The organism is Candidatus Terasakiella magnetica (assembly GCF_900093605.1).
Classification (GTDB): Bacteria; Pseudomonadota; Alphaproteobacteria; order Rhodospirillales; family Terasakiellaceae; genus Terasakiella; species Terasakiella magnetica.
Map to the genome: position 1 here is coordinate 645,397 of NZ_FLYE01000001.1, position 22,439 is coordinate 667,835.

Annotated in this window: 18 protein-coding genes and 4 tRNA genes; 6 read left to right on the plus strand and 16 right to left on the minus strand. The window is 43.5% G+C overall.

Annotation, left to right across the window (positions count from 1 at the left end):
* Nucleotides 1-8: 8 nt before the first annotated feature.
* The 10 genes from rplL to MTBPR1_RS02820 all read right to left on the minus strand — a co-directional run bounded on the left by rplL (nt 9) and on the right by MTBPR1_RS02820 (nt 5,080).
* Nucleotides 9-383, minus strand: coding sequence for a 50S ribosomal protein L7/L12 (gene rplL, locus MTBPR1_RS02775; RefSeq protein WP_069185996.1), 375 nt, complete (start codon nt 381-383; stop codon nt 9-11).
* 56 nt (nt 384-439) lie between these two features.
* A complete protein-coding gene (gene rplJ, locus MTBPR1_RS02780; RefSeq protein ID WP_069185997.1) occupies nt 440-952 on the minus strand; it encodes a 50S ribosomal protein L10 in 513 nt (170 codons plus the stop codon).
* 307 nt (nt 953-1,259) lie between these two features.
* Nucleotides 1,260-1,955 carry a 50S ribosomal protein L1 gene (gene rplA / locus MTBPR1_RS02785; protein WP_069185998.1) on the minus strand — a complete coding sequence of 232 codons (696 nt, stop codon included), beginning with the start codon at nt 1,953-1,955 and terminating at the stop codon, nt 1,260-1,262.
* Between the two features lie 4 nt (nt 1,956-1,959).
* Nucleotides 1,960-2,388 (minus strand): 50S ribosomal protein L11, encoded by a 429-nt coding sequence (gene rplK / locus MTBPR1_RS02790; protein ID WP_069185999.1) that lies wholly within the window; start codon nt 2,386-2,388, stop codon nt 1,960-1,962.
* Between the two features lie 148 nt (nt 2,389-2,536).
* Nucleotides 2,537-3,070 (minus strand): transcription termination/antitermination protein NusG, encoded by a 534-nt coding sequence (nusG, locus tag MTBPR1_RS02795; RefSeq protein WP_069186000.1) that lies wholly within the window; start codon nt 3,068-3,070, stop codon nt 2,537-2,539.
* A gap of 10 nt (nt 3,071-3,080) precedes the next feature.
* The gene (gene secE / locus MTBPR1_RS02800; RefSeq protein ID WP_069186001.1) at nt 3,081-3,269 is read right to left on the minus strand and encodes a preprotein translocase subunit SecE; all 189 of its coding nucleotides are present in this window, start codon (nt 3,267-3,269) and stop codon (nt 3,081-3,083) included.
* Between the two features lie 47 nt (nt 3,270-3,316).
* Nucleotides 3,317-3,392 (minus strand) — tRNA-Trp (locus MTBPR1_RS02805).
* Between the two features lie 221 nt (nt 3,393-3,613).
* On the minus strand, nt 3,614-4,798 hold the full coding sequence (gene tuf / locus MTBPR1_RS02810; protein ID WP_069186002.1) for an elongation factor Tu: 1,185 nt from the start codon (nt 4,796-4,798) through the stop codon (nt 3,614-3,616).
* Between the two features lie 58 nt (nt 4,799-4,856).
* Nucleotides 4,857-4,930: transfer RNA gene (locus tag MTBPR1_RS02815), tRNA-Gly, on the minus strand.
* Between the two features lie 65 nt (nt 4,931-4,995).
* Nucleotides 4,996-5,080: transfer RNA gene (locus MTBPR1_RS02820), tRNA-Tyr, on the minus strand.
* A 166-nt stretch (nt 5,081-5,246) separates the two neighbouring features.
* On the opposite strand from MTBPR1_RS02820, the gene rlmB reads away from it, so the two are divergent.
* From rlmB to MTBPR1_RS02845, 5 genes are all read left to right on the plus strand, one after another.
* A complete protein-coding gene (gene rlmB, locus MTBPR1_RS02825; RefSeq protein ID WP_069186003.1) occupies nt 5,247-6,107 on the plus strand; it encodes a 23S rRNA (guanosine(2251)-2'-O)-methyltransferase RlmB in 861 nt (286 codons plus the stop codon).
* A gap of 110 nt (nt 6,108-6,217) precedes the next feature.
* Nucleotides 6,218-6,293 (plus strand) — tRNA-Thr (locus MTBPR1_RS02830).
* 393 nt (nt 6,294-6,686) lie between these two features.
* A complete protein-coding gene (locus MTBPR1_RS02835) occupies nt 6,687-7,637 on the plus strand; it encodes an ABC transporter substrate-binding protein (RefSeq protein ID WP_165602599.1) in 951 nt (316 codons plus the stop codon).
* Between the two features lie 78 nt (nt 7,638-7,715).
* Nucleotides 7,716-9,824 (plus strand): PAS-domain containing protein, encoded by a 2,109-nt coding sequence (locus MTBPR1_RS02840; RefSeq protein WP_165602600.1) that lies wholly within the window; start codon nt 7,716-7,718, stop codon nt 9,822-9,824.
* Nucleotides 9,808-10,188: a response regulator gene (locus MTBPR1_RS02845; RefSeq protein WP_069186006.1), complete on the plus strand. Its 381-nt coding sequence runs from the start codon at nt 9,808-9,810 to the stop codon at nt 10,186-10,188. Before MTBPR1_RS02840 ends, MTBPR1_RS02845 begins: the two co-directional genes overlap by 17 nt.
* Nucleotides 10,189-10,288: 100 nt before the next feature.
* On the opposite strand, the gene MTBPR1_RS02850 is transcribed toward MTBPR1_RS02845, so the two are convergent.
* From MTBPR1_RS02850 to MTBPR1_RS02870, 5 genes are all read right to left on the minus strand, one after another.
* Nucleotides 10,289-10,666, minus strand: coding sequence for a DUF1987 domain-containing protein (locus MTBPR1_RS02850; protein WP_069186007.1), 378 nt, complete (start codon nt 10,664-10,666; stop codon nt 10,289-10,291).
* A gap of 18 nt (nt 10,667-10,684) precedes the next feature.
* Nucleotides 10,685-11,260 (minus strand): SiaB family protein kinase, encoded by a 576-nt coding sequence (locus tag MTBPR1_RS02855; protein WP_126464963.1) that lies wholly within the window; start codon nt 11,258-11,260, stop codon nt 10,685-10,687.
* On the minus strand, nt 11,257-13,125 hold the full coding sequence (locus MTBPR1_RS02860) for a PAS-domain containing protein (RefSeq protein ID WP_165602601.1): 1,869 nt from the start codon (nt 13,123-13,125) through the stop codon (nt 11,257-11,259). Before MTBPR1_RS02860 ends, MTBPR1_RS02855 begins: the two co-directional genes overlap by 4 nt.
* A 26-nt stretch (nt 13,126-13,151) precedes the next feature.
* Nucleotides 13,152-14,882: an ABC transporter substrate-binding protein gene (locus tag MTBPR1_RS02865; RefSeq protein WP_069186087.1), complete on the minus strand. Its 1,731-nt coding sequence runs from the start codon at nt 14,880-14,882 to the stop codon at nt 13,152-13,154.
* A 160-nt stretch (nt 14,883-15,042) separates the two neighbouring features.
* Complete coding sequence (locus MTBPR1_RS02870; RefSeq protein WP_069186010.1) at nt 15,043-18,231, minus strand: PAS domain S-box protein; 3,189 nt, start codon at nt 18,229-18,231, stop codon at nt 15,043-15,045.
* Nucleotides 18,232-18,675: 444 nt separating this feature from the next.
* Here MTBPR1_RS02870 and MTBPR1_RS02875 point away from each other — a divergent pair, with 444 nt between their 5' ends.
* Complete coding sequence (locus tag MTBPR1_RS02875) at nt 18,676-19,392, plus strand: hypothetical protein (RefSeq protein ID WP_126464965.1); 717 nt, start codon at nt 18,676-18,678, stop codon at nt 19,390-19,392.
* A gap of 267 nt (nt 19,393-19,659) precedes the next feature.
* Here the strand turns inward: MTBPR1_RS02875 and MTBPR1_RS02880 are convergent, their stop codons facing one another.
* Nucleotides 19,660-22,407 (minus strand): response regulator, encoded by a 2,748-nt coding sequence (locus MTBPR1_RS02880; protein WP_069186012.1) that lies wholly within the window; start codon nt 22,405-22,407, stop codon nt 19,660-19,662.
* Nucleotides 22,408-22,439 lie beyond the last annotated feature (32 nt).

Here is a 22,439-nt window from a genome sequence, read left to right on the forward strand (position 1 = left end):
TAAAGAAATTACTTGAGTGACACTTTAGCGCCAGCTTCTTCAAGTTTCTTCTTAAGTTCTTCAGCTTCGTCTTTAGCAACGCCTTCTTTAACAGGCTTAGGAGCACCTTCAACGAGCTCTTTAGCTTCTTTCAGGCCAAGACCTGTGATAGCGCGAACTTCTTTAATCACGTTGATTTTCTTGTCGCCAGCAGCTTCAAGAACAACGTCAAAATCAGTTTTCTCTTCAGCAGCTTCGCCACCAGCAGCGCCAGCAACAGCAGCAACAGCTACAGGAGCAGCTGCAGAAACGCCCCATTTTTCTTCAAGCATAGTAGAAAGCTCAGCCGCTTCCATAACAGTCAATGTAGATAGTTCGTCTACCAATTTAGCTAGATCAGCCATAGTTCATAACTCCTAGAACTTTAGTCTTCTGTAGAAATAAAATATTAAAAACGGTCTTAAGCTTCGCTTTTGCCGTAAGCACCAAATACGCGAGCCAACTGGCCAGCAGGTGCTTGAGAAACAGCTGCAAGTTTCTGAGCAGGTGCTTGAAGCACGCCCACAAGCTTGCCACGCAATTCGTCAAGAGAAGGCATAGAAGCAAGTGCTTTTACACCGTTGACGTCAAGCGCAGTTTCGTCCATAGCGCCACCAAGAATAACGAGCTTTTCGTTTTTCTTAGCAAATGCTACAGAAGCCTTAGCAGCAGCTACTGCATCTTCCGAATACGCAATGGCAGTCGGACCAGATAGCATTTCGCCAAGGCCTTCGAACTTGCTGTCAGCAAGAGCGAGTTTTGTAAGACGGTTTTTCGTAACCTTGAAACCTGCACCAGCTTCACGGACTTGCTCACGCAGCTCTTCCATTTCAGAAACTGTCAAACCACTGTAGTGGGCAACAACAACTGTAGAGCTGTTTGCGAACACGTCGCGCATTTCTGCTACGAGTTCTTCTTTCTCGGTACGGTTCATGTCGTCTCCGATACTCTTTAGATACCCAGCTTAAAAAAACCAGATATCCGATGGATAATGAACAAACGAAAACATTTCGCCTGCCCGGTTCCACTGTCTCAAATTGTCACAGAAGGTAAGTACTTAAGAGTGGCCCACAAGAAAGTGTGCATCAAAATCTTTACTTCTGTCTGTGAAGGCAAATTTTAAACAACTTATAAAGTTGCACCTTCAGTCTTGGACAGTCACGAAAGGTCTTTCACCTTTCGATCAACTCATGCCCCACCAAAGTGGGACATGAGAATCTCTTAATCTCTGAAGCGGGCTTTTAGCCAACTACAGCAGCAATGTCAAGCTTAACGCCAACGCCCATAGTAGAAGACACTGTTGCAGACTTCATGTATGTGCCTTTAGCGCCAGATGGCTTGGCTTTATTAATCGCACCGATGAACGCTGTAACGTTCTCAGCGATTTGCTCTTCAGAGAAGGAAGCTTTACCGATACCAGCGTGTACGATACCAGCTTTTTCAACGCGGAACTGAACTTCACCAGCTTTTGCGTTTTTAACAGCTTCAGTTACGTTTGGTGTAACTGTACCCAATTTTGGGTTTGGCATCAGGCCACGTGGACCAAGAACTTTACCCAAGCGACCAACAACAGCCATCATGTCAGGCGTTGCAATCACACGGTCAAAGTCCATCTCGCCGCCCTGAATTTTTTCCATCAGGTCTTCAGCACCAACGAGGTCAGCACCAGCAGCCGTTGCTTCTTCAGCTTTTGCATCACGTGCAAATACAGCGACACGCATGGTTTTACCCGAACCGTGTGGCAGTGCCACAACGCCGCGGACCATCTGGTCAGCGTGACGAGGGTCTACACCAAGATTTACAGCGATTTCGATTGTTTCGTCGAATTTAGCTTTTGCACCGTCTTTCACGATTTTAGAAGCAGCAGCAGCATCAAATGTTGCAAGCTTGTCCCAACCGTCGCGAGCGGCAGTTAAACGTTTACCAACTTTAGCCATGATCCTACTCCACTACCTCAACGCCCATAGAACGTGCAGAACCAGCCAAAGAGTTGACAGCTGCCTCAATAGTATTGGCATTCATGTCTTTAATTTTCTCTTCTGCGATCTCTGCAAGTTGAGCTTTGGTGATTTTACCAACAAAACCCTGACCAGTTGTACCGGAACCTTTTTTCAGGCCGATTTTCTTCTTGATGTAGAAGGATGCTGGTGGAAGTTTTGTTTCGAACGTGAACGTACGATCTTGGTAAGCTGTAATGACAACAGGAATCGGTGTACCCGGTTCCATTTTTTGTGTCGCAGCGTTAAACGCCTTACAGAATTCCATAATGTTCAGACCTGCTTGACCCAAAGCCGGACCCACGGGTGGGGACGGGTTTGCTTGGCCAGCAGCGATTTGCAGCTTGATGTAGCCTGCAACTTTTTTAGCCATAATAAACCTCAGTTTATAGTGTTACTGGGTGCGTGGTCTGGCTTAGCTTTACCTCCCACGCGCAATGTTCGCTTTTATCCCTAAAAGCAAAACGCTGCGCCTTATACAGACGCAGCGAATTCTTGTCGAGTCAAAAACTCGAAATTCTTTAAGATTTTTCAACCTGGTTGTATTCCAGCTCTACCGGCGTTGAACGACCGAAGATAGAAACGGAAACTTTCAGGCGGGCTTTTTCTTCGTCGACTTCTTCGACAAGGCCGTTGAACGAAGCAAAAGGACCATCTGTAACGCGAACTTCTTCGCCAACTTCGAAGGATACAGAAGGACGTGGGCGATCCACACCTTCTTCAACCTGATGAAGGATACGGTTGGCTTCTTCTTCTGTGATCGGCGCAGGCTTGCCTTGCGCACCCAAGAAGTCAGTCACCTTGGCAGTGTTCTTCACCATGTTCCAAGTTTCGTCAGTCAACTGCATCTTTGCCAGAACATAGCCCGGGAAGAATTTACGTTTTGCGTTTACTTTGTTACCACGGCGCATTTCAACGACTTCTTCAGTCGGAACCAGAACCTGTTCAAAAAATTCTGATAGGCCTTTTTTCTCAGCTTGCTCAAGAATAGATTCAGCAACCTTGTTTTCAAAGCCAGAATAAGCGTGGATAACGTACCAACGTGCTTGTGCCATGGGTCTTACCTCAGTTAAAGATTGCTTTAACAGCCGTAGATAACAACTGATCTATGAGGAAAAAGAAAATCGCGGCCAAGAAAACCATGACAAAAACCATCCCCGTAGAAACAAACGTTTCTTTACGTGTTGGCCATGTAATCTTCTTTGCTTCTTGACGAACCTCTTGGGCAATTTTCGCCGGTCCTGACTTCGCCATGACATCCAATCCTTAAGTTAAAATTGTGACGGATACGTCAAATAAAATGGCAGGAGTGGAGGGACTCGAACCCCCGGCACTCGGTTTTGGAGACCGATGCTCTACCAACTGAGCTACACTCCTACAGTGTTCCCTTTAGGGACAACTCAAGTGCGACCGCGTCCTCTAAAACGCGAAAGCGGGCTCGTTATATCGCCTGCACCGCCCCCTTGCAAGTCCTAATGTCACCTTTTTGCAAAGTTTTTTCCTCTGCCTGTTTTCCCCGTAAAAACACCATGTCGTTCAAGAATCAAAAAAGCCCCCTACCCTTAGGCAGGAGGCTTTTCTATTAAGCTTTGCGAAGCTTACTCTTCGATGGATGCAACCACACCAGAGCCTACTGTACGACCACCTTCACGGATCGCGAAACGAAGACCTTCGTCCATCGCAATCTCAGCCAGCAGTTCAACAGACAATTTGACGTTATCGCCCGGCATTACCATTTCAGTGCCTTCAGGCAAAGTGATAGAACCTGTTACGTCAGTTGTACGGAAGTAGAACTGTGGACGGTAGTTCGCAAAGAATGGCGTGTGACGGCCACCTTCTTCTTTAGTCAGAATGTAAACTTCACAAGTGAATTTCTTGTGCGGGTTGATAGAACCCGGAGCAGCCAGAACCTGACCACGCTCAACGTCGTCACGTTTCAGACCACGAAGAAGAACACCAGCATTGTCACCCGCTTTTGCTTCATCAAGAAGCTTGCGGAACATTTCAATACCAGTAACTGTTGTTTTCTGCGTTTCGCGCAGACCAACAACCTCAACTTCGTCACCAACAACAGAGATACCAGTCTCAATACGACCAGTTACAACTGTACCGCGACCAGAAATTGAGAACACGTCCTCAATCGGCATCAAGAACGGCTTGGCAGTGTCCATTTCAGGCTGTGGGATATGCTCATCAACAGCAGCCATCAACTTAAGAATAGATTCTTTACCGATTTCATCGTCACGGCCTTCAAGAGCAGCCAATGCAGAACCAGCAATTACAGGAACGTCTTCGAAGCCATAGCTTTCGAGAAGCTCAGTGATTTCCATTTCAACGAGCTCAAGAAGCTCTTCGTCGTCAACCTGGTCAACTTTGTTCATGTAAACAACAAGAGCAGGTACACCAACTTGGCGTGCAAGTAGGATGTGCTCACGAGTCTGTGGCATTGGGCCATCAGCTGCGTTTACAACCAAGATACCACCGTCCATTTGCGCAGCACCTGTGATCATGTTTTTCACATAATCGGCGTGACCTGGGCAATCTACGTGTGCGTAGTGACGAGCATCTGTTTCATATTCAACGTGTGCCGTTGAAATTGTAATACCGCGCTCACGCTCTTCTGGTGCTTTATCAATATTTGCAAAATCAACAGCTTCGCCGCCGCTAACTTCAGCAAGAACTTTAGTGATCGCAGCAGTCAGTGTTGTTTTACCATGATCAACGTGACCTACAGTACCGATGTTGCAATGCGGTTTTGAACGGTCAAACTTTTCTTTAGACATTTTTCGCCCTTGAAATCTAATTAAATAGCAAACACAAAAATGACCACGTAAGAAAAGTTGGAGCGGGTGAAGGGAATCGAACCCTCGTATTCAGCTTGGAAGGCTGCTGCTCTACCATTGAGCTACACCCGCCTACTTTCTTTATTCCGCGCGGTCTCTTGCAGTATGTAACCTCACGCTATTTAACAGTCCCGAAGTGGTGGAGGGAGTTGGATTCGAACCAACGTAGGCATAGCCAGCGGATTTACAGTCCGCCCCTTTTAGCCACTCAGGCATCCCTCCACGAGAAGGGACCGTCAAATTAACATGACGCGTCGGGAGGGAATATGGAAAAAACGCCCCCCTGTCAACGCCAAAAGATAGATATATTGCGAAAAAATATAATTGTTTCTTTCTGAGCCGCCTCAGCCTATGGTTTTGTCCCATTTCAACCGATAGATTCCAAGCCATGAGTAAACAAAATAAACGCCGTCCAAACCAACATAAACGCAAAGCTGCCCCTCAAGGCAAACGTCATGATGGAATCGCAAAACACTCCACGGAAAAGAACTATAGCGACAAGCCCAAAGGCCCGCCGTGGCTTTATGGGCGCCACGCCGTGATTGCCGCCTTGCAAAACCCAAAACGCAATTGCCATCAGCTTGTGGTTAGCGAAGAGTTTATCAAATCTCATGGCAGTGAGCTTGATGAAGCGCTTAACGCAACCGAGCGCCATCGCCCTGCCCCGCAAGTCTTAGATCGACGTGAAATTGAAGACTTGTGTCGCGGCGGTGTCCATCAAGGCATTGCCCTTCAGCTTGATCCCCTGCCCCGCCAAAACCTGGAAGATATTCTTGAAGAACTTGCAGACACCCCCAATGCCTTGGTGGTCGCGCTTGATCAAGCCACAGACCCGCAAAACATTGGCGCAGTCTTGCGCTCAGCCGCGGCCTTTGGTGCCTCTTGCGTGATGATCCCGGAAAAGAATGCCCCTGAAGTCACCCCAGCCATGGCAAAAGCGGCCTGCGGTGCGCTTGAACGTATCCCTTTTTTGCGCATCACCAACCTGTCGCGCAGCCTTGATCAATTAAAAGAAGAAGGCTTCTGGTCCGTCGGGCTTGATGGTTATGCCGAGACCATGCTCTCTACGGTGGATATGAAAGGCAAAACGGTTCTGGTGATGGGCTCAGAAGGCAGTGGCCTGCGCCGCCTGACCAAAGAAAAATGTGACTTTCTGGCAAAAATCCCCATTTCCCAAGCTGTTGAAAGCCTGAACCTATCTAATGCAACCGCCGTTGCCCTCTATGAAATTGCCCGCCAACGCGGCTAAAGCACAAACCCATAAAAATGAAAAAAATCGATAAATGCATAAAAAGGCACTTGCACTCTTAAACCCATTGAGCTAATTTCCGCCCGCTTCCTAAGGGATGCAACACATATGCCTCTATAGCTCAGTTGGTAGAGCAACTGATTTGTAATCAGTAGGTCCGCAGTTCGAGTCCGCGTGGAGGCACCAGAATTTTCAAAGGCTTAGCAGTTTTCTGCTAGGCCTTTGTTCATTTTTGGGACACGCCTAGGGCACAACATGCCATTAATCAACAACTCGCTGCTTTGAAATAGCTTAGTACTTAGGCTCACAATTTGACATCTAACATCCCCAGTTACCTTTCATTCGGGCTCCAAATACCATTGACATAGATTGCTTCCAATAAAACCAAGTGGACAAAGTCGTTCACTCATCCAATTTAGAAGAAATGTTACTTTTATTGTATTGCCTATTAAACCTTGAATAACTTATCGGTTGTGATAGCGTCCAATAGAAATGCTTCTTGTACAAATGAGTAAGGAGAAAGTAGTGATAACTCGCAAGTTCAATTTAATGATTGTTGCTTTCTTAGTCTGTTGGAGCATGGTCGGGAAACTATATGCCGAGGATATGGTTAAAACGATCTATCTGGTGACGTGGCGTGGCTTTGAAGAGGGGTGTGAAGGTTTCAAGGAATACCTTGATACCCGTGGCATCAAATATAGGCTGGTGCATAAAGACATTGCACGAGACAAAAGCAAACTGCCGGGCATTGTTCAGGATATTAAATCCACAAAACCCGATCTGGTTGTGACTTGGGGCACCTCTGTCAGTGTTGGTGTCTTGGGAACTTACGACAATGCGGATAGTTCTAATCATATTACGGAAATTGCGTCTGTATTTATGTTTCCAACCAACCCACAGCGCAGCAAACTGGTTAAAGATTACAGCACCCCCAGACGCAATGTTACAGGCGTTCGATATGTCTTGACCGAACAACAGCAACTTACAGCCGCGCTTGCAAGTTTGTCTTTTAAGAAGATGGGCATTATTGAGAACCGCGATGAAATCAATGTCGTAAACTCTATCAATTCCATGAGGCAGGCCGGCAAAGCGTCAGGAGTTGATATTTTAGTTGAGGCTATTGCAAAAACGACTGAGAAGGATGAAACCCTTAGCACGCTGAAAATAGCATTGAAGAAATTGAAGGCTTCTGGTGCGGAGTTGATTTATTTCCCGCCAAGCTCTTTATTGAACAGCTATTCTCAGGAATTTACCTCTATGGCGGTTGAGTTGGGCTTGCCGATTTTCTCTTCCGGTCAAAACCCGGTGCGTGAAGGAAAGGCGGCAATCGGTGTTGGGGTGCCTTATCGACAAACAGGGAAAAGGGCCGCCGTTCTGGCTGAAAAAATTCTGGCAGGTTCAAAACCCGAAGACTTATCAATTGATGCACCGGAGGAATTCGGGGTCGTGGTCAATATGTCAGTGGTGAATGAGTTGGGGCTAAAAGTATCCCCAGACATTCTATCTGTTGCTGAAATTGTACAGAATTAATAGCTAATGCAAGTAATCAATAGAGAGCACAATATCAGCACCAACAGCAATCGTCGCACATTTTATGTGGTGACCCTCGTGGTTGGTTTTGTTCTGATTGGATTGATTTATCTTTATGCACAATCACTGAAAAATGATGTTGAAGCCGTAAATGCTCGCAATAATCAGCAAGTTTCGTCAAACATTCTGGTGCTCAAAAACCATATAAAGAATCTTATCCTATATACTGAGGTTCTTGGCCGCCTTGAAGCAAAAGCAAGCATTGAGAATGCAGAGAAAGCAAATGATTGGGCACAAAAAAACTTTGAGTCCTTTTTGATCAATGTTCCTGAACTCTTTGGTTTTGCTTTAGTGGAAAAGGGGCAAATCTTGTTAAAGGCGGGATTTCAGGAAAATGATATTCCTGATGAGCTGATTATTTCACTGGGGAAACCTAAAAGCATCTTTCCTGCTCGCCTAGAGGTCAGAAAAGAAATTTCGACAAAACAAAGTAAGTTAAGACTCTTGCCTCTGACGCAACGCATTGTGCAGGACAAGAGAAAAATTTTTGGTGTTGTCTTATTAAGTGCACCAAAAATAGAAGAACTTATTAAAAATGCCAATGAAGAAAATATTATTCATTCCTCTCTTGTTGATAATGCCGGACGGGTTCTTGTATCAGGCCACAAGGGTCAGACTATAACAAAAGCGCAGGATGAGCTTAGCAGCCTTTTAAATAAATCAGTGCTGGGTTTTTCTGATGTGATTGCTTCTGAAAAAGGTCTGGCAGGCAAGGAGATAAATTACCTAGCAGTGCCCGTATCACCATTTCCGATCAACCTGATCGCGATCTATAGACCCGTCATGCTTTTTGCAGAACAGATTAATAAGATTGTTATTTTCTCTGTCATTGTCATTTCAGCCTTTTCTATTTTTGTATTCTTTTTCTATCGCACCAGTACAAAACTTGATGCGCACCAAGGACACCTTGAAAGCCTTGTTGAGGAAAGAACCCAGGAACTGGAAGAAAGAACGGGGCTTTTGCAAACCGTTTTAGCCTCCATGACAGTCGGGATTGTTGCCTTTAATAAAGATTTGAAGTTGATTGCTTGGAATAAGCAATTTTTAAAAATTAGGGACTACCCTGAAGAGCTCGTTAAGATTGGGACTGAGTTCTCAGTATTGATGGATTTTGACAGTCAACGCCACGAATTTGGTGATGAATTACCTGAGCTTTCAACCCTCGATCTGATTGAACGTTCAAAACGATTTGAGTATCACGAGTTTGAAAGAAAACGCCCTGATGGCAGATATATTGAAGTCAGAGGGGGGCCAATTCCCGGCGGTGGGTTTGTAAGCACCTACACGGATATTTCAGAACGTAAAGAAAATGAAAAAATGTTGCGTGAAGCCTATTCGATCATTTCAGATAGCATTGATTATGCCGCAAACATTCAGCGTTCTATCTTGCCCAACATCCATAAGTTTGCAGACATATTTGAAGATTACTGCGTCTTTTGGGAGCCTCGTGACCGTGTGGGGGGAGACATGTATTGGGTCCGAAAATGGGGTGATGGTGATCTTATTTTATTGGGTGACTGTACAGGGCATGGCGTCCCCGGTGCCTTTATGACCCTTATCGTTACAGGTGCGCTTGATGGAGCTTTAGATCAAGTCGAGCCCGGAAATGTAAGTGCACTTCTTCAATACATACATCAAAATGTTCAAAACTCATTATCTCAAGATCAAGAACATGGCACCTCTGATGATGGGCTTGAAGTCGGCGCCTGTTTTTTATCGAAGAACCATAAAGAACTAACTTATTCAGGGGCTCGTTTCTCATTATTTAAAATTGAAAATGATGAAGTGGTGGAGATTAAGGGGACCAAAAAAGGGATTGGATATAGGATGATACCTTATGATCAAAACTATCCCAGTCATTGCATTGAGTTAAATGACACTCAATCATTCTTTTTAACAACAGATGGGTTAATTGATCAAATTGGCGGAGAGAGGAAAAGAATGTTTGGCAAAAAACGCTTTAAAAACCTCTTGTTATCTCTGCGGGGAGTTCCTTTATTTGAACAAAAATTTAGAATTTTAGAAGCTGTTGCAGACTATCAAGGATATGAAATCCGTCGTGATGATATGGCCTTAATCAGTTTTAAGGTCAAGCAAGATCAGGATAACCATGACTACATCATATAAGTTTTATGTTGTTGATGATGACCCACTGGTTCTCGAGTTTATCTCCAAACTCCTAACAAAGGCCGGCCATGAGGTACGGTTGAATGTATCCAGCCTTGAAGCACTGAATGAACTATACGATTATACACCTGATTGTGTCATCTCTGATCTAATGATGGCGGGGGTAGACGGCCTTGAACTCACGCGTGAATTACGTTCCCGCCTATCTTCTCAGCAAACAAAAATCGTTCTGATAAGCGCGAACAAAAACGAAATCTGGCGCATAAAGGCCGCATCCCTTGGCGCAAATGGTTATATCTTGAAGCCGATAAATTCAAACCAATTTGTTCATCAGGTTACCACGATTATTGAAAACATTGATTAGCTGCTGTGCTTCTGTTGTGGGTCATGAACAGAAGCTTAAAATCTAATAAGATACATTCGCGTCACCCCAAAAAAAGTTATTCTTTTTCTTGGAGAAAAAACTATTCCTTCTCGATAAGCTTGAACTCAGCATGTTTGATATCTTCGGCTAACATTTCGCCTTCTTCACCAAGGTCTTCATCGTCAAAATGCCATTCAATAATGACTTTATTGTCGTTTGTTGTCGTTTGGTCCAGGAGTTCAAACAAATTGAAGATCACACGAGATGAACTGCTATTGAAATATTCAAGATCAAAAATGAAGACAATTTCACTGGATTTTTGTTCAGCCAAGTGCTCTTCCAGTTTTCCTATGAGTTCACCATAAAAACAGGTGACATCTTCCATAAAGGACTCACCTGAAAGTTTAAAAGTGTTTTCTGAAAACTTGAAATCGACCGCTGGGTAGTTCTCTGTTCCAGCTAACTTAATATTTTCCATTGTTTTTATTCCCAAAGCTCACGCGTATGCTTTCAAATAGAAATACTTATGTAAATCATCATGAGGTTTAAACTCGAAACTAAAACCACCAGAAGCCCTTCTGGCGATATCTATTAACCCAAGACCAGCCCCCTTACTCCCTTGCGGTGCAGGTTTCTTAATAGCCTCTTTATACTTTAATTTCAAACCTGCAGAGTCCAAGTTCTGAATTTCTTTTAGTGAACGTTCAATTCGAACGGCATCTTCATTGTAAACAATATTGCCACAACAAACATAGTACCTGTCATTCGTCTTACCAATTAACACAAAGCCATGGCGCAATTCATCTGCTTCTTGTTGGGTTTCAAGATCATTCTCAACTGCCGAAAGAACACCTTTTGAATAGCGGATAATATTTTGAACTTCTTCAACAAATATAGCAAAAATTGCTCTTGATATTTTTTTATCAACTTTGACTAAATCGAGCTTTTTCTTGACCATTTTTCCGGCGCTGAGCAGCAAGTCCTCAGTCACATAGCCCGAATAGTAAAAGAAGATTTCCTGTTCGTTCAAGTCAGATTGAATGCCATGTATTTTATCGAAATCTTCCATCATGCTCTTCCTATCTTAAAGCCAATGATAGCAACATCGTCACGACGTAGCGCATCGCCTTGATGCTCCATAAGTGCCTCTTGAATTTCTTTCACCTGATCTTTCATAGGTAAAGCATGCACTTTTAATAGGAGCTCCTGAAAACCTTTTTTACCGAGGCGTCTTTTTGTTTTTGAGCTTTTTTGATCCAATGCCCCGTCTGTCGTCAGATAATACTGTGCCGTTGGTGACGCGCTTATTTCTATATTTTCATAAACGTAATCAGCAGGTATTTCACGATAGCCAAGACCTCGTCGTCCGCCTTTAATGGTTTTGACTTCCCCATTCTCAACAATAAGCAGATCAAATTTAGCCCCAACAAAGCTAAGCTTATTTTTCTTTGGTTCTATATAGCAAACACCTAATTCTAACCCATCATCGGCAAGACCTTCACCATTATCTTGCCCAAGTGATTGCTGTAAGAGTTGGTTCATTTTACCTATTAGGGAAGAGATATCTCCAATTTCAACCTCAGAAATAGCGCGTTCAAGCGCGCCTGTTGAAATTAAAGTCATGAAGGCACCAGGTACGCCATGGCCTGTGCAATCGCCAAGAGACATTAAGACACCATCTCCCCACTCGTAGAACCAATAGACGTCCCCACCAACCACATCTCTTGGCTCCCAAAATATGAAGTGATCTTCAAATGCTTCAATAAGGAATTCTCTATTTGGCAAAATGGATTGTTGGATCTTACTGGCATACAGGATGCTGTTGGAAATATTAAGAAAGGCTTCTTTCAATTTTGTTTCAGCATTTCTTCGTTCTGTGACATCACTCACAACAATAATTGCCCCGCCATCTGGCATATCGTTTTTACGTGAGGATAAAACCCGTCCCTGATGTGTTGTAGATTCCCATTCTTTAAAGCCATTTTCTTTAATTCGTTGAATACGAGTTTCGACAAGGTCCTGAATTTCACCTTCGCCCAAGCTTCCAATATTTGCTGCAACCATCAGGGTTTCTTCAAGAGGCTTGCCAAGCTCAAAATTACTTTTATCTATACCCGTCATTGAGGTGAAGCGATCATTGAAAAGTGTAAAATGGAGGTCCTTATCCACCGTATACAAACCATCTGACATACCTGTGAGCGCCGCACTAAGCTGAGCTTCTTTTGCCTCGATCTTCTTCTCATATGCTTGCGAGGCACGCATATAGTTTTTAAACATTCGAAATACAAAGAAGAGAGTTACCGTCAAAATAAGAACTTGGATTACGGAAGTAATAATCAAAGAATAAAAGGCAAAATTTGATTGTTCATCAGCCTCAACAAAGACATCACGACTTCGCTGCAGGAGCATTTGACCAAAGATGTCTAATGCTTTTTGTAACTGGGCATAGTTTTCTTTTTCCTGACCCGTCACACTGATGAATGCAGCTATTCTCACACCTGTATTGATATAATAGAAGGTTCTAGAAACAGCCTCTTTGTAAGTGGCCCAAGAATTGAGAATATTGAGATATGCATCTCGCAGCTCAGTTTCTTCAGCACTCGCACTTTCAACAATGGCTTTCCATTTTATGAGTTTCTGGTCCAGCTCATTCACCAACAGGTCATAGCGCTCTTTTATTTCGTTGACGCTTTTACGGTTAGGCGCAGAAACCATCTCCATGGATAAAATGCGCACATCCGCAATTGGTGTTTTTATTTTTCTTGAAAGGTTATCGAGATTAAACGCGGCTTTGTTGACAACCTCAATTGATTCATCAACATCCTGAATACTGGAAAGGTTGTACAGGCTTTGGCCAATCAGAAGAAGTGTCGCGATTACCAACAGAAAGGTAATTCTAAGTGACAGAGAGCGTTCCCATTTTTTCGCTGATTTCACTTCCCCGTTTTCTGGGGTTTCAGTACTCATTTATCGGCACCTTTCATGTTCACGCGTTGAATTTTTAAGGGCTTCTGTCTTATTGAAGGCAGTGGTTTATCCCCACGTACCGACCAGTGATGATCCGTTACCTCAACATCTCGCAAATAGACAAAGGCTGACTGTCCGGGGGTATAAACAACTTCTTTGTTCACAGCATAGACGCTGTTCGGTGTTGGCAAGAACACCATTAAATTTCGTTCATATATATATTTGATAAACTTTGACAGGAAGGGCTGATAGTCCTGAGATGTCACATTCAATCTAAGAAGTTCATCAGTTAAATTTGTCAATTCAGTATTCTTGGGAATGGTGGACCAAGCGTAAAAGGGGCGATAGACAAAGAAGGCTGCCCACGGGTGAGTAAACCAATCATAATTCCCCCACAGAAGCAGGTCCCAAGTGACATTATTTTCATTTTTGTAGGTATGGAGAAGTTGATAGAAAACGTCCTTTTCACTGCTCACGACTTTGAGCTCTAATTCGATATGAACTTGGGCGAGAAGGTACTGAATATCTTTTACAAGAAAGAGAAAACTCTCTTGGGTCAATAAACTGATTTTGAGAGGTTTACTCTCGTCATAACCCTTTTCGCGTTGATATGATTTGACGATCTCAGTGAGTGCTTTTTGGGATTTATCATGTGTCCTGTCATATTCCTGAAAATAATCTGACAAGTCGTCAATTGCTTCTGACACTTTATAAAAATTAGGAGAAACCATTGTTGGAGAAAGCTCTCCCTCACCCAACATGGATAAGTTCAATAGATCTTCTTGATTGATCGCATTGTTGATCACAAAACGTATCTCAGGGTCCTGCATCGCCAAATTGCCATTTAACATATTGAAATGCATAGCATAATTGTTCAATGATGGTGTAATAGACAATTTCGCAAAGGGGGATAAAACTGTGTCGACCTGATCAGCAAAGGGAACAGGCGTTATATCAATTTCTCCCTCACTAAAGAGGGCCTTCTCCTTTGCCGATTGAATTGCGAGATCATTGTAAATTGTGATTGTTTCAACTTTAGCAGATTGTTCCCCCCAATAATTGGGGTTGGCTTTTAGAACAACTTTTGGAGATCGCCGATCTCCTTCGACATATCCTTCAGTTAGAATATAGGGCCCAAGACCATATAGTCCCGGTTCTGCGAGATTTGGACAAGTTGGCTTCCCATTCCAGCCGAATTTTTCTAAATAGGGAACCGTGTAAAACTGGAGCCAGTTTGCATCATGTAAGAAAACACCGTAAGGCTCACTTAAATGAAAACGCACCGTAAAATCATCAACTTTCTCGACTTTGTTCAACAGTTCGGAAAGTCTGGAAAATGAAAATGGAGCTTTTTGGAAGTACTCCATATTTATCAGGACTGCATCTGCGTTGAAGGGCGTACCATCTTGAAAAGTCACATCTGTTCGTAATGAAAATTCCCATACCTTGTCATCAAAGCTCTTGTGAGAGGTCGCCAAATCATATTGCCAACCTTTATCATTATCAGCAGGCCTGACGAGAGAAGAATTTACGGCATGGGAAACGGCCAGATAAGGCAAGTTTGGAATGAAAAGCTTAACATGAGAACCGGGTTTAAATTTACCGGATACTTCTGCTGGTGCCGGATCGTTGGAAAGCCCAATATCCGGTGCATTATTTGCATTAGAAATAGATGTGAGAAGTGAAAAGCTTAAGGCTAAAACACTTAGTGCTTTTAATAACTTCATTCTGCTCCCATCGATCATAGTTGATACATTCAGATAAGCTAAAATGACTATATCAAACCTCAAACGATAAGTATATACGTACATATGAGCTGAAGTTAACGCCTCTCCTTCTGGGGTCAGAACTTATTAAAGGAATGATTTTCCCTTTCTTAAAGTTACCCTAGTCTTTTAGAATATGGACCTCTTCTTTCAAGACTTCATTAATGGTCTTGATCAAATCCACCCAGTTAAGAGGTTTGGAGACATAGGCATTTACGCCCGCTTCAAAATAACTTTCAATATGTTCTAATACGGCATCTGCGGTGACGGCAATAATTGGGATATTGCCTTTATCGCTTTGCATTTTGCGAATTTGACGCGTCGTTTCTGGCCCATCCATTTCTGGCATACGCACATCCATCAAGATGAGATCGAATGTATTTTTCTCATCCGTATAAATCTCTAAGGCTTCAATCCCATTGCTCGCGACCTGAACGTCATGACCATAGGCCCCAAGGAATTTTTGAATGATGAGCTGGTTGACACGATTGTCTTCTGCCAGCAGCAAATTAAGAGGGCGCTGCGCTTTATAACAATTGGCTTGAGCGTTTTGTGGTTCCGGCGCCACTTCGCTTTGCGCCACCTTATAAGGGACCTCAAACCAGAAGGTACTGCCTTTACCCAACTCACTTTGCACACCAATGCGCCCGCCTAACAACTCGCTTAAACGCTTACTGATAGCAAGCCCAAGGCCCGTGCCTTCATATTTTCTGGAGATGGAAGCATCAGCTTGGGTAAACTCAGAAAACAGCATATTCAATGTGTCTTCGCTCATGCCAATGCCTGTATCGGCCACTGTAAATTTAAGGAATTCATCGCCCTGATCTCTTTGCACAATTTCAGCACTGATCCGCACTTCACCTTCATGGGTGAATTTATGGGCATTGCCGATCAGGTTGAGTAAAATCTGTCGAATACGTGTTGGGTCAGAACAAACCGTTTCAGGGAAACCTTCAGAAAACGCGAGTTTCTTTTCAATATGCTGATCTGTTTTGCGACGGTGATTAAAGACAGAGACCACTTCTTCCACAAGGTCTTTCAGACGAAAATCGATATGCTCAATTTCCATCTTACCGGCTTCTAGCTTTGACATGTCCAAAATGTCATTCACCACACGCAATAAGGCATGTGTGGAGTTTTTAATGCGATAAACTTTATCGCGGCTGTCTTCTTCCAGTTCATCTTCAAGCAGCAAATCAGCAAAACCCAGCACGCCTGTCATTGGGGTGCGCAACTCATGGCTCATAGACGCCAAAAACTCTGATTTCACCTTATTGGATGTTTCGGCCTTATCTTTTGCAATGATATTTTCTTCTTCAATCCTTTTGCGCTGAATTAGACCAGCCAAGGTTGAGGCCACGTTCATAATTAACTGATGTTCATGATCTGAAATTTCATGACCTGCAGGTAAATAAAGATTAAGTACCCCTAAAAGCTTATCTTCATATAAAAGTGGAATACAGGCATGGCCATGATTATTTATACCCTCAAAACTAATCTCATGATCCGCATCCAAACAAGTCTTATAAATAACTTCACGTGTTTGAGCCGCACGCCCACATAGGCACGTCCCTAAAGACAGCTTTTCACATTGTGATTTAATCTGAGGATGGAGCTTATGCTCGGCAACCATGACCAGTTCGTCAGTACTTTCATCATATAAAAAGACAGACCCCATCCCCAGGAGCTCAAGATTTTCGCGCTGTAAGATCAAATGCAGGGCCTGATCCAAGAGCTCATGTAACCCATGTGATGAAAGAGACAGGGAGAGGATTTGAGAAATAAGTTCATGATCAGCAAACAGAGATCGTGCTTCTTGTTCAGCTGCTTTAAGCGCTGTCATGTCAGAAATAATGCCCACGAAATGGAGCTGGTTGTCCACTTGCATCTGACTAACAGCGAGGCGTGCAGGAAAGAGGGTGCCGTCTTTTTTCTGCGCATGTACTTCACGTGCCTTGCCAATGACTTTTGCCACTCCGGTTTCAAGGAATTGGTCTATATAGCTGTCATGCTTGTGTTTATCTGGCTCAGGCACAAAGACGGACAGGTTTTGGCCCACCAGCTCCCCTCTGGCATAACCAAACAGGGCTTCTGCGGCATCATTGGCAGACAGAATTATCCCATTGCTGTTGGCTGTGATAATCCCATCAAGTGCTGTATCAATAACGGTGCGCGAACGTCTGGCACTTTCTATCAAGGCCTTACGGGCTTCTACCCTTTCGGTAATATCTTGAATGGTCCCGCTTGAGAAAAGGTTCTCCCCCTTGGGGCCAAAGATATGTTCACATCTTTCATGGACCCAACGGACCTGCTGATCATCAAGACGAATAATGCGATATTCCACATCATAACTATAGTTACCCGTCAGTGATTTTTTATATTCACGGCGGGTAAACTCAAGGTCATCGGGGTGAATGGCTGACTTATATGTGGTATAAGAAGGCTGAGCAGCATCAAGGTCCGCCCCAATTAAATGATAGGTTTGATCAGACCAAAACACGCTCTGGCCTGTGCGATCATATTTCCAGCTGCCGATTTGGGCAATGGTCTGCGCCTTTTCCAAATCTTCCTCGCGAAGGGAAATATCAGAAGACCAACGGCTCACAGCGCCAAGCGTTTTGCGAAAGGAAACAAAGACAATACTGCCAAAAGCCAAGACAATTGCCAAAGCAAAATAAAAGCCCTGAAGCTGACTTTGGCCCATAATTTCCGTCACATCGCTTGAGACTTCAACAATGCCGCGCACATCATGGAGTTGCCAATCCGTTTTCGGGCTTTCAGGATGAGAGTTATGACAACTGACGCAAGCCTCGCTCGCCATCGTATCAGCAATAGCAACACGCACGATAACCCGCCCGCCTTCATCCACACGCTCAACGTATGGAGCTTGTGCGTCCTTATTTAAAGCCTGCCATGCCTTTTGCCCAAAAGGGTCGCTCTCTCTGCCCGTGCGGTTCTTAAATGGAAATGGACTATAAAAATCTAGATTAAATTTCTCATCTTTTGAAAGATCACTAAGGTCATTCACCATGCTTGCGGGTAAAGGAATTCTATTTTTCTTCCCCATATGATCCGCACTTACAGTGATATCATTCTCACCTTCCATTATTTTACGAACCACATTAACAGTGTAATAACTTCGTAGAGTTTTCACCTGCTTTGCCAACTGGCCTGCTGTATTTATAGCATGTTCTTCTGCACTTTTTTGTGTGAAATAAGGAAAGATAAAAAAGGCTGCGCAAGCAAATACAACAACAGCAAGCAACTGAATCGGCATCAATTGCCAGGCAAGGTTTTTATCTTTTTTCATAGGACCAGACACAAAAAAACAAACGAATTATGTAAGACCATACTAAAGTAACGCCTAAACTGCAAATTTCATTTAATGTAATATATCGTTGTATTTATTACGTTAAAATAAAGCTCATCACGTTTAGGACCAATCTGAGGTTTAATCTTACATCTTCTCTTTAGGAAGCAGTTGACAAGATTAGTTAAAACTGAAAATCTCAAAATAATTCTAAATGGCAACAGCTAAGAATTTGTGCCTGAGACATAAGGAAACCTGATGCAGCGCATCGCTTTTTTATTCTGCTTTTTAATAAGCTTGCACCTCCCTTTGCAGGTGAAGGCAGATAATGAGGAGATTTCCGCCTTAACACAGGAAATTACACATCATTTTATTTCTGTGTTGAAACTTATGAAGACACAGGGCTCACAAATCACAACCTACTGTGAAGACTGTGCCCATAGAATGAAGCCCCGTCATGTTTTCCAACGGGCAATGGACATTGACCATCACCTGACCACCTTCCTTGAAATGCATGGGTTTCAGGCCGAATATACCCAAGAAATTGCCATTAAAGACTATCAACTCGAAGATATTGTCGAGCTACTTTATAATATTGAAAATAAAATTGAAGCTGTCACAACTGCCGTTGGGCTACAAATCAATCATAGTGGTTTAAAATTCAATCCTGCCATTAGAAGAAACTTGTTCAACCTTCTGGATCGTATTGAAATTTTCTTGCTCAATATGGGCAGCCCCTCAGTAAAACCATATGTGGTTTATCAAAAGGCCGTGATGATCCGACAGTTTGTTGAAGGTTTATGTCGCGATAATCTTTGCGATCAGGTTGAAGAAACCAAGATCGAAATGCTTGCCCCCAAGCTCCCGCTTGAAGCCTATAGAGAAGCCAATAAGTTCATCGTTTCCCTGAAGAAATATATGGATAAGAACCAGCTTAAAATAGAAGGCGGTGTTACAGCCCCTAAGATCGTCCCGGAAATGATCACGCCACGCATTGTGAACAGAACATGCAGCGTGATCCTGGCTGATTTAATTGCCCTTCACCATCACTTAAACGGTGACAGTGTAATCACAAGACCCGTAACTGACAAAAACATCAGTCCAAAACATGTCTGGCATCAACTTAATTATGCCAGACGGGTCTTAGAAGCTCTCACTTAGGGTCAGGACCTATTAATTTATTGAGTTTGGCAGAGATGAATTTGAAGAAGGATTAGGCATACTCCCCGCAGAAGTACGTGTACTTTAAGGGGTGTATAACGACAGCTTTCTTCAAATTCATCCTGTCCCTTCGGGATTTATTAAAAATGCCACAAATACAGCGTCAAAGACTTTTGAAAGTACAAGTACTTCCTGCAAGTCATTTCCTTGCCTTGTGGCATTTTTAATAAACCAAACACATTAAATTAATAGGTCCTGACCCTAGGGTTAAAGACTGTAGCGTTTTTCTAATTCAGTCTTACTGTCTTGAACCAGTTGTTCAGTGGCCTGTAAAATGTGCCAAGCCTCATTACCTTCCCCCAGCTCAATGCCGCCTTCTAAAGCCTCAGCCTGTTCACCGATGGCTTTTAGCCCCATGGTTAAGGCCACGCCTTTTAAACTATGAGCTTCTTTTTTTAAGGCGGCTGAATCGGCTTCTTTAATAGCGACTGAAAGTTTCTCAAGACGTTCTGGCATTTTGTTAAACAAGCTGCCCAACAACATCTCAATACTTTCTTTATCAAGGTCTTCTTCACGCCCGTAAAGGAAGTCCCAATCAACCACAGAAGAACCTTCATCTTTCTTCTCAGAAGGCAGTGCTGTTTGAGGCACACTCATATCCTGACTTTCAAGACCAAAAGTCTGGGCAATGGCATCATAAAGTTCCTGCTTATCAATCGGTTTTGCCAAATACTGGTTCATCCCAGCCTGAAGGCATTTATCTGCATCACCTTTCATGGCATTGGCAGTCACGGCAATAATAGGAATATTACACTTTGGGGCATCAAGTTTTCGAATTTCACCTGTGGCGGTATAACCATCCATATTGGGCATTTGCACATCCATAAGGACAAGATCATAAGGGATGGTTTTCACCGCCTCTACAGCCTCAAGTCCATTGCCGACAACATCACTATGGTGACCCATTTTGCGCAAGAAACCCGTAACCACTTCTTGGTTCACATAATTGTCTTCTGCCACGAGAATGCGCAAACAAGTTTCAGAAACCAGCTCTTTTTGCTTAGGCTGTTGATAGGTTTCTTTCTGTTGAGAGCCGCCTGTGCCAAATAATCCCAACAAGGTGTTATAGAGATTAGATTGATGCACAGGTTTGGTTAAAAAGGCGTCTGCCCTTTCAATGACTTTTTCGCGCTCCACATCCTCTTTGTGAATGGATGAGGCAAAGATCACTTTTACATCTTTATAAGCCTCATCAGCCTGAAGAAATTCAATCATTTCCAAACCTGATTGATCAGGCATCTGAACATCCAACAACAAGAAATCAAAGGCCTGATTTTTCAATGCTGACTGTGCATCTAAAACAGATTGTGCGACAGAAGGCTTCACGTTCCAGTTTTCAAGCTGGCGGGCAAAAATTTCACGATTGATTGGATTATCATCAACGATTAAACCATTTAAGGCCTTATCCCACTGTTTGGGCTTATCCTTCACAGGCGCATCCACAAGCGGTGTTGCCTGATGTAGCGGAACTTCAAACCAGAAAGAACTTCCTTGGCCTAACTCACTATCCACACCGATGCGACCATCCATCAATTCCACAAGTTGCTTACAAATCGCTAAACCAAGCCCTGTGCCGCCAAAGCGACGCGCAATTGAGGAGTCCACTTGGCTAAAGCTGCTAAAGAGCTTTTCCTGATGGTCTTGAGAAATCCCAATTCCGGTATCACGAATGATAAATTTCAAATATCCTTGATCGCTTAATTCCACGGCAAGAGAAACCCCGCCCTGCTCGGTAAATTTAATAGAGTTACCAATCAGGTTCAGCAGGATTTGACGCAAACGCCCTGAATCCCCTTCATAATAAGGTAAAACTTCTGAAGTGACGATATAGGCAAGTTCGATATTCTTTTCATAAGCGCGCGGTCCCAGAAGCTCAACCACTTCTTCAATCAAAGTTCTCAGCTTGATTGTTTCCATCTCAAGCCTCAAGCGCCCAGCCTCCATTTTTGAATAATCAAGAATGTCATTAATGATATGAAGCAGGGCTTCACCAGAGCCTCTAATCGTCTCTGCATAATGTTTTTGCTGCTTAGACAGTTCACTTTCAAGGAGTAGGCCTGTCATCCCAATCACGCCATTCATCGGTGTGCGGATTTCATGGCTCATGGTCGCAAGGAATTCTGACTTTGCCTCACTGGCTGCATTGGCATGTTCTAGGGCACTGCGTAAATCTTTATCTTTCGCACTTAGAGAAACATTGGCTTGGGCCAAACGCTCTTTCTCATCATTAAGATGGTCCAATACCGTCTTGTTTCTTTTAAGCAGCAAGGCCACAGCAGAAAATGTAATGATCAAGAAAACACTAAAGGCAAGCACCAGATAGGCAAACCAGATATCACCGCGCCCTGCCAAACTTTGTTCAGGAACAGTGACCACCTGAACACCCCGCACATCACCAATTTTCCAATCATTCTTCGGTGTGTCGGGATGCGCGTTATGACAGGCCACACAGGCTTCGCCCATAATGATCGGAGTGGCGAACTTTAGTTTTCGTTCTGCATTTTCATCCAGTAGCTCATAAAAAGATTCATCAGGCGTTTGTGAAAAATACGCCAGGGCTTTTTTTGTAAAAGCGCCAATCTGGCGATCTTTGCGCCATGGGAAAGGATATTCACTGCCTAAGGAAACATGCAAACGCGTATCTGTACCATTTAGAAATTGCACGAGGTCAATTGAGAAGGTCGCCGGAATGGGAATGGCATTTTCCTTACTCGCATATTCGTGCGTGACCTCAATTGCATCAGTATGGATATTGTCCAAAATGACGTTGGTATAAAACGTCCTAAAGGAAGAGATTGCCTGAGAATAAGATTTTGCTGCAATCATCAGCGCAGCATTATCCGTATTCTTGGTATAGACATGGGCAAGAAACAGAATAACAAATGCAAGAACGAGCGAGGCTGCCGTTAAAGTCACCGCAATCCTTGCCTCAATACCCCCTAAGAATTTGATCACTCTCTTGCCTCTTATTTTTTAATTTTCGCAAT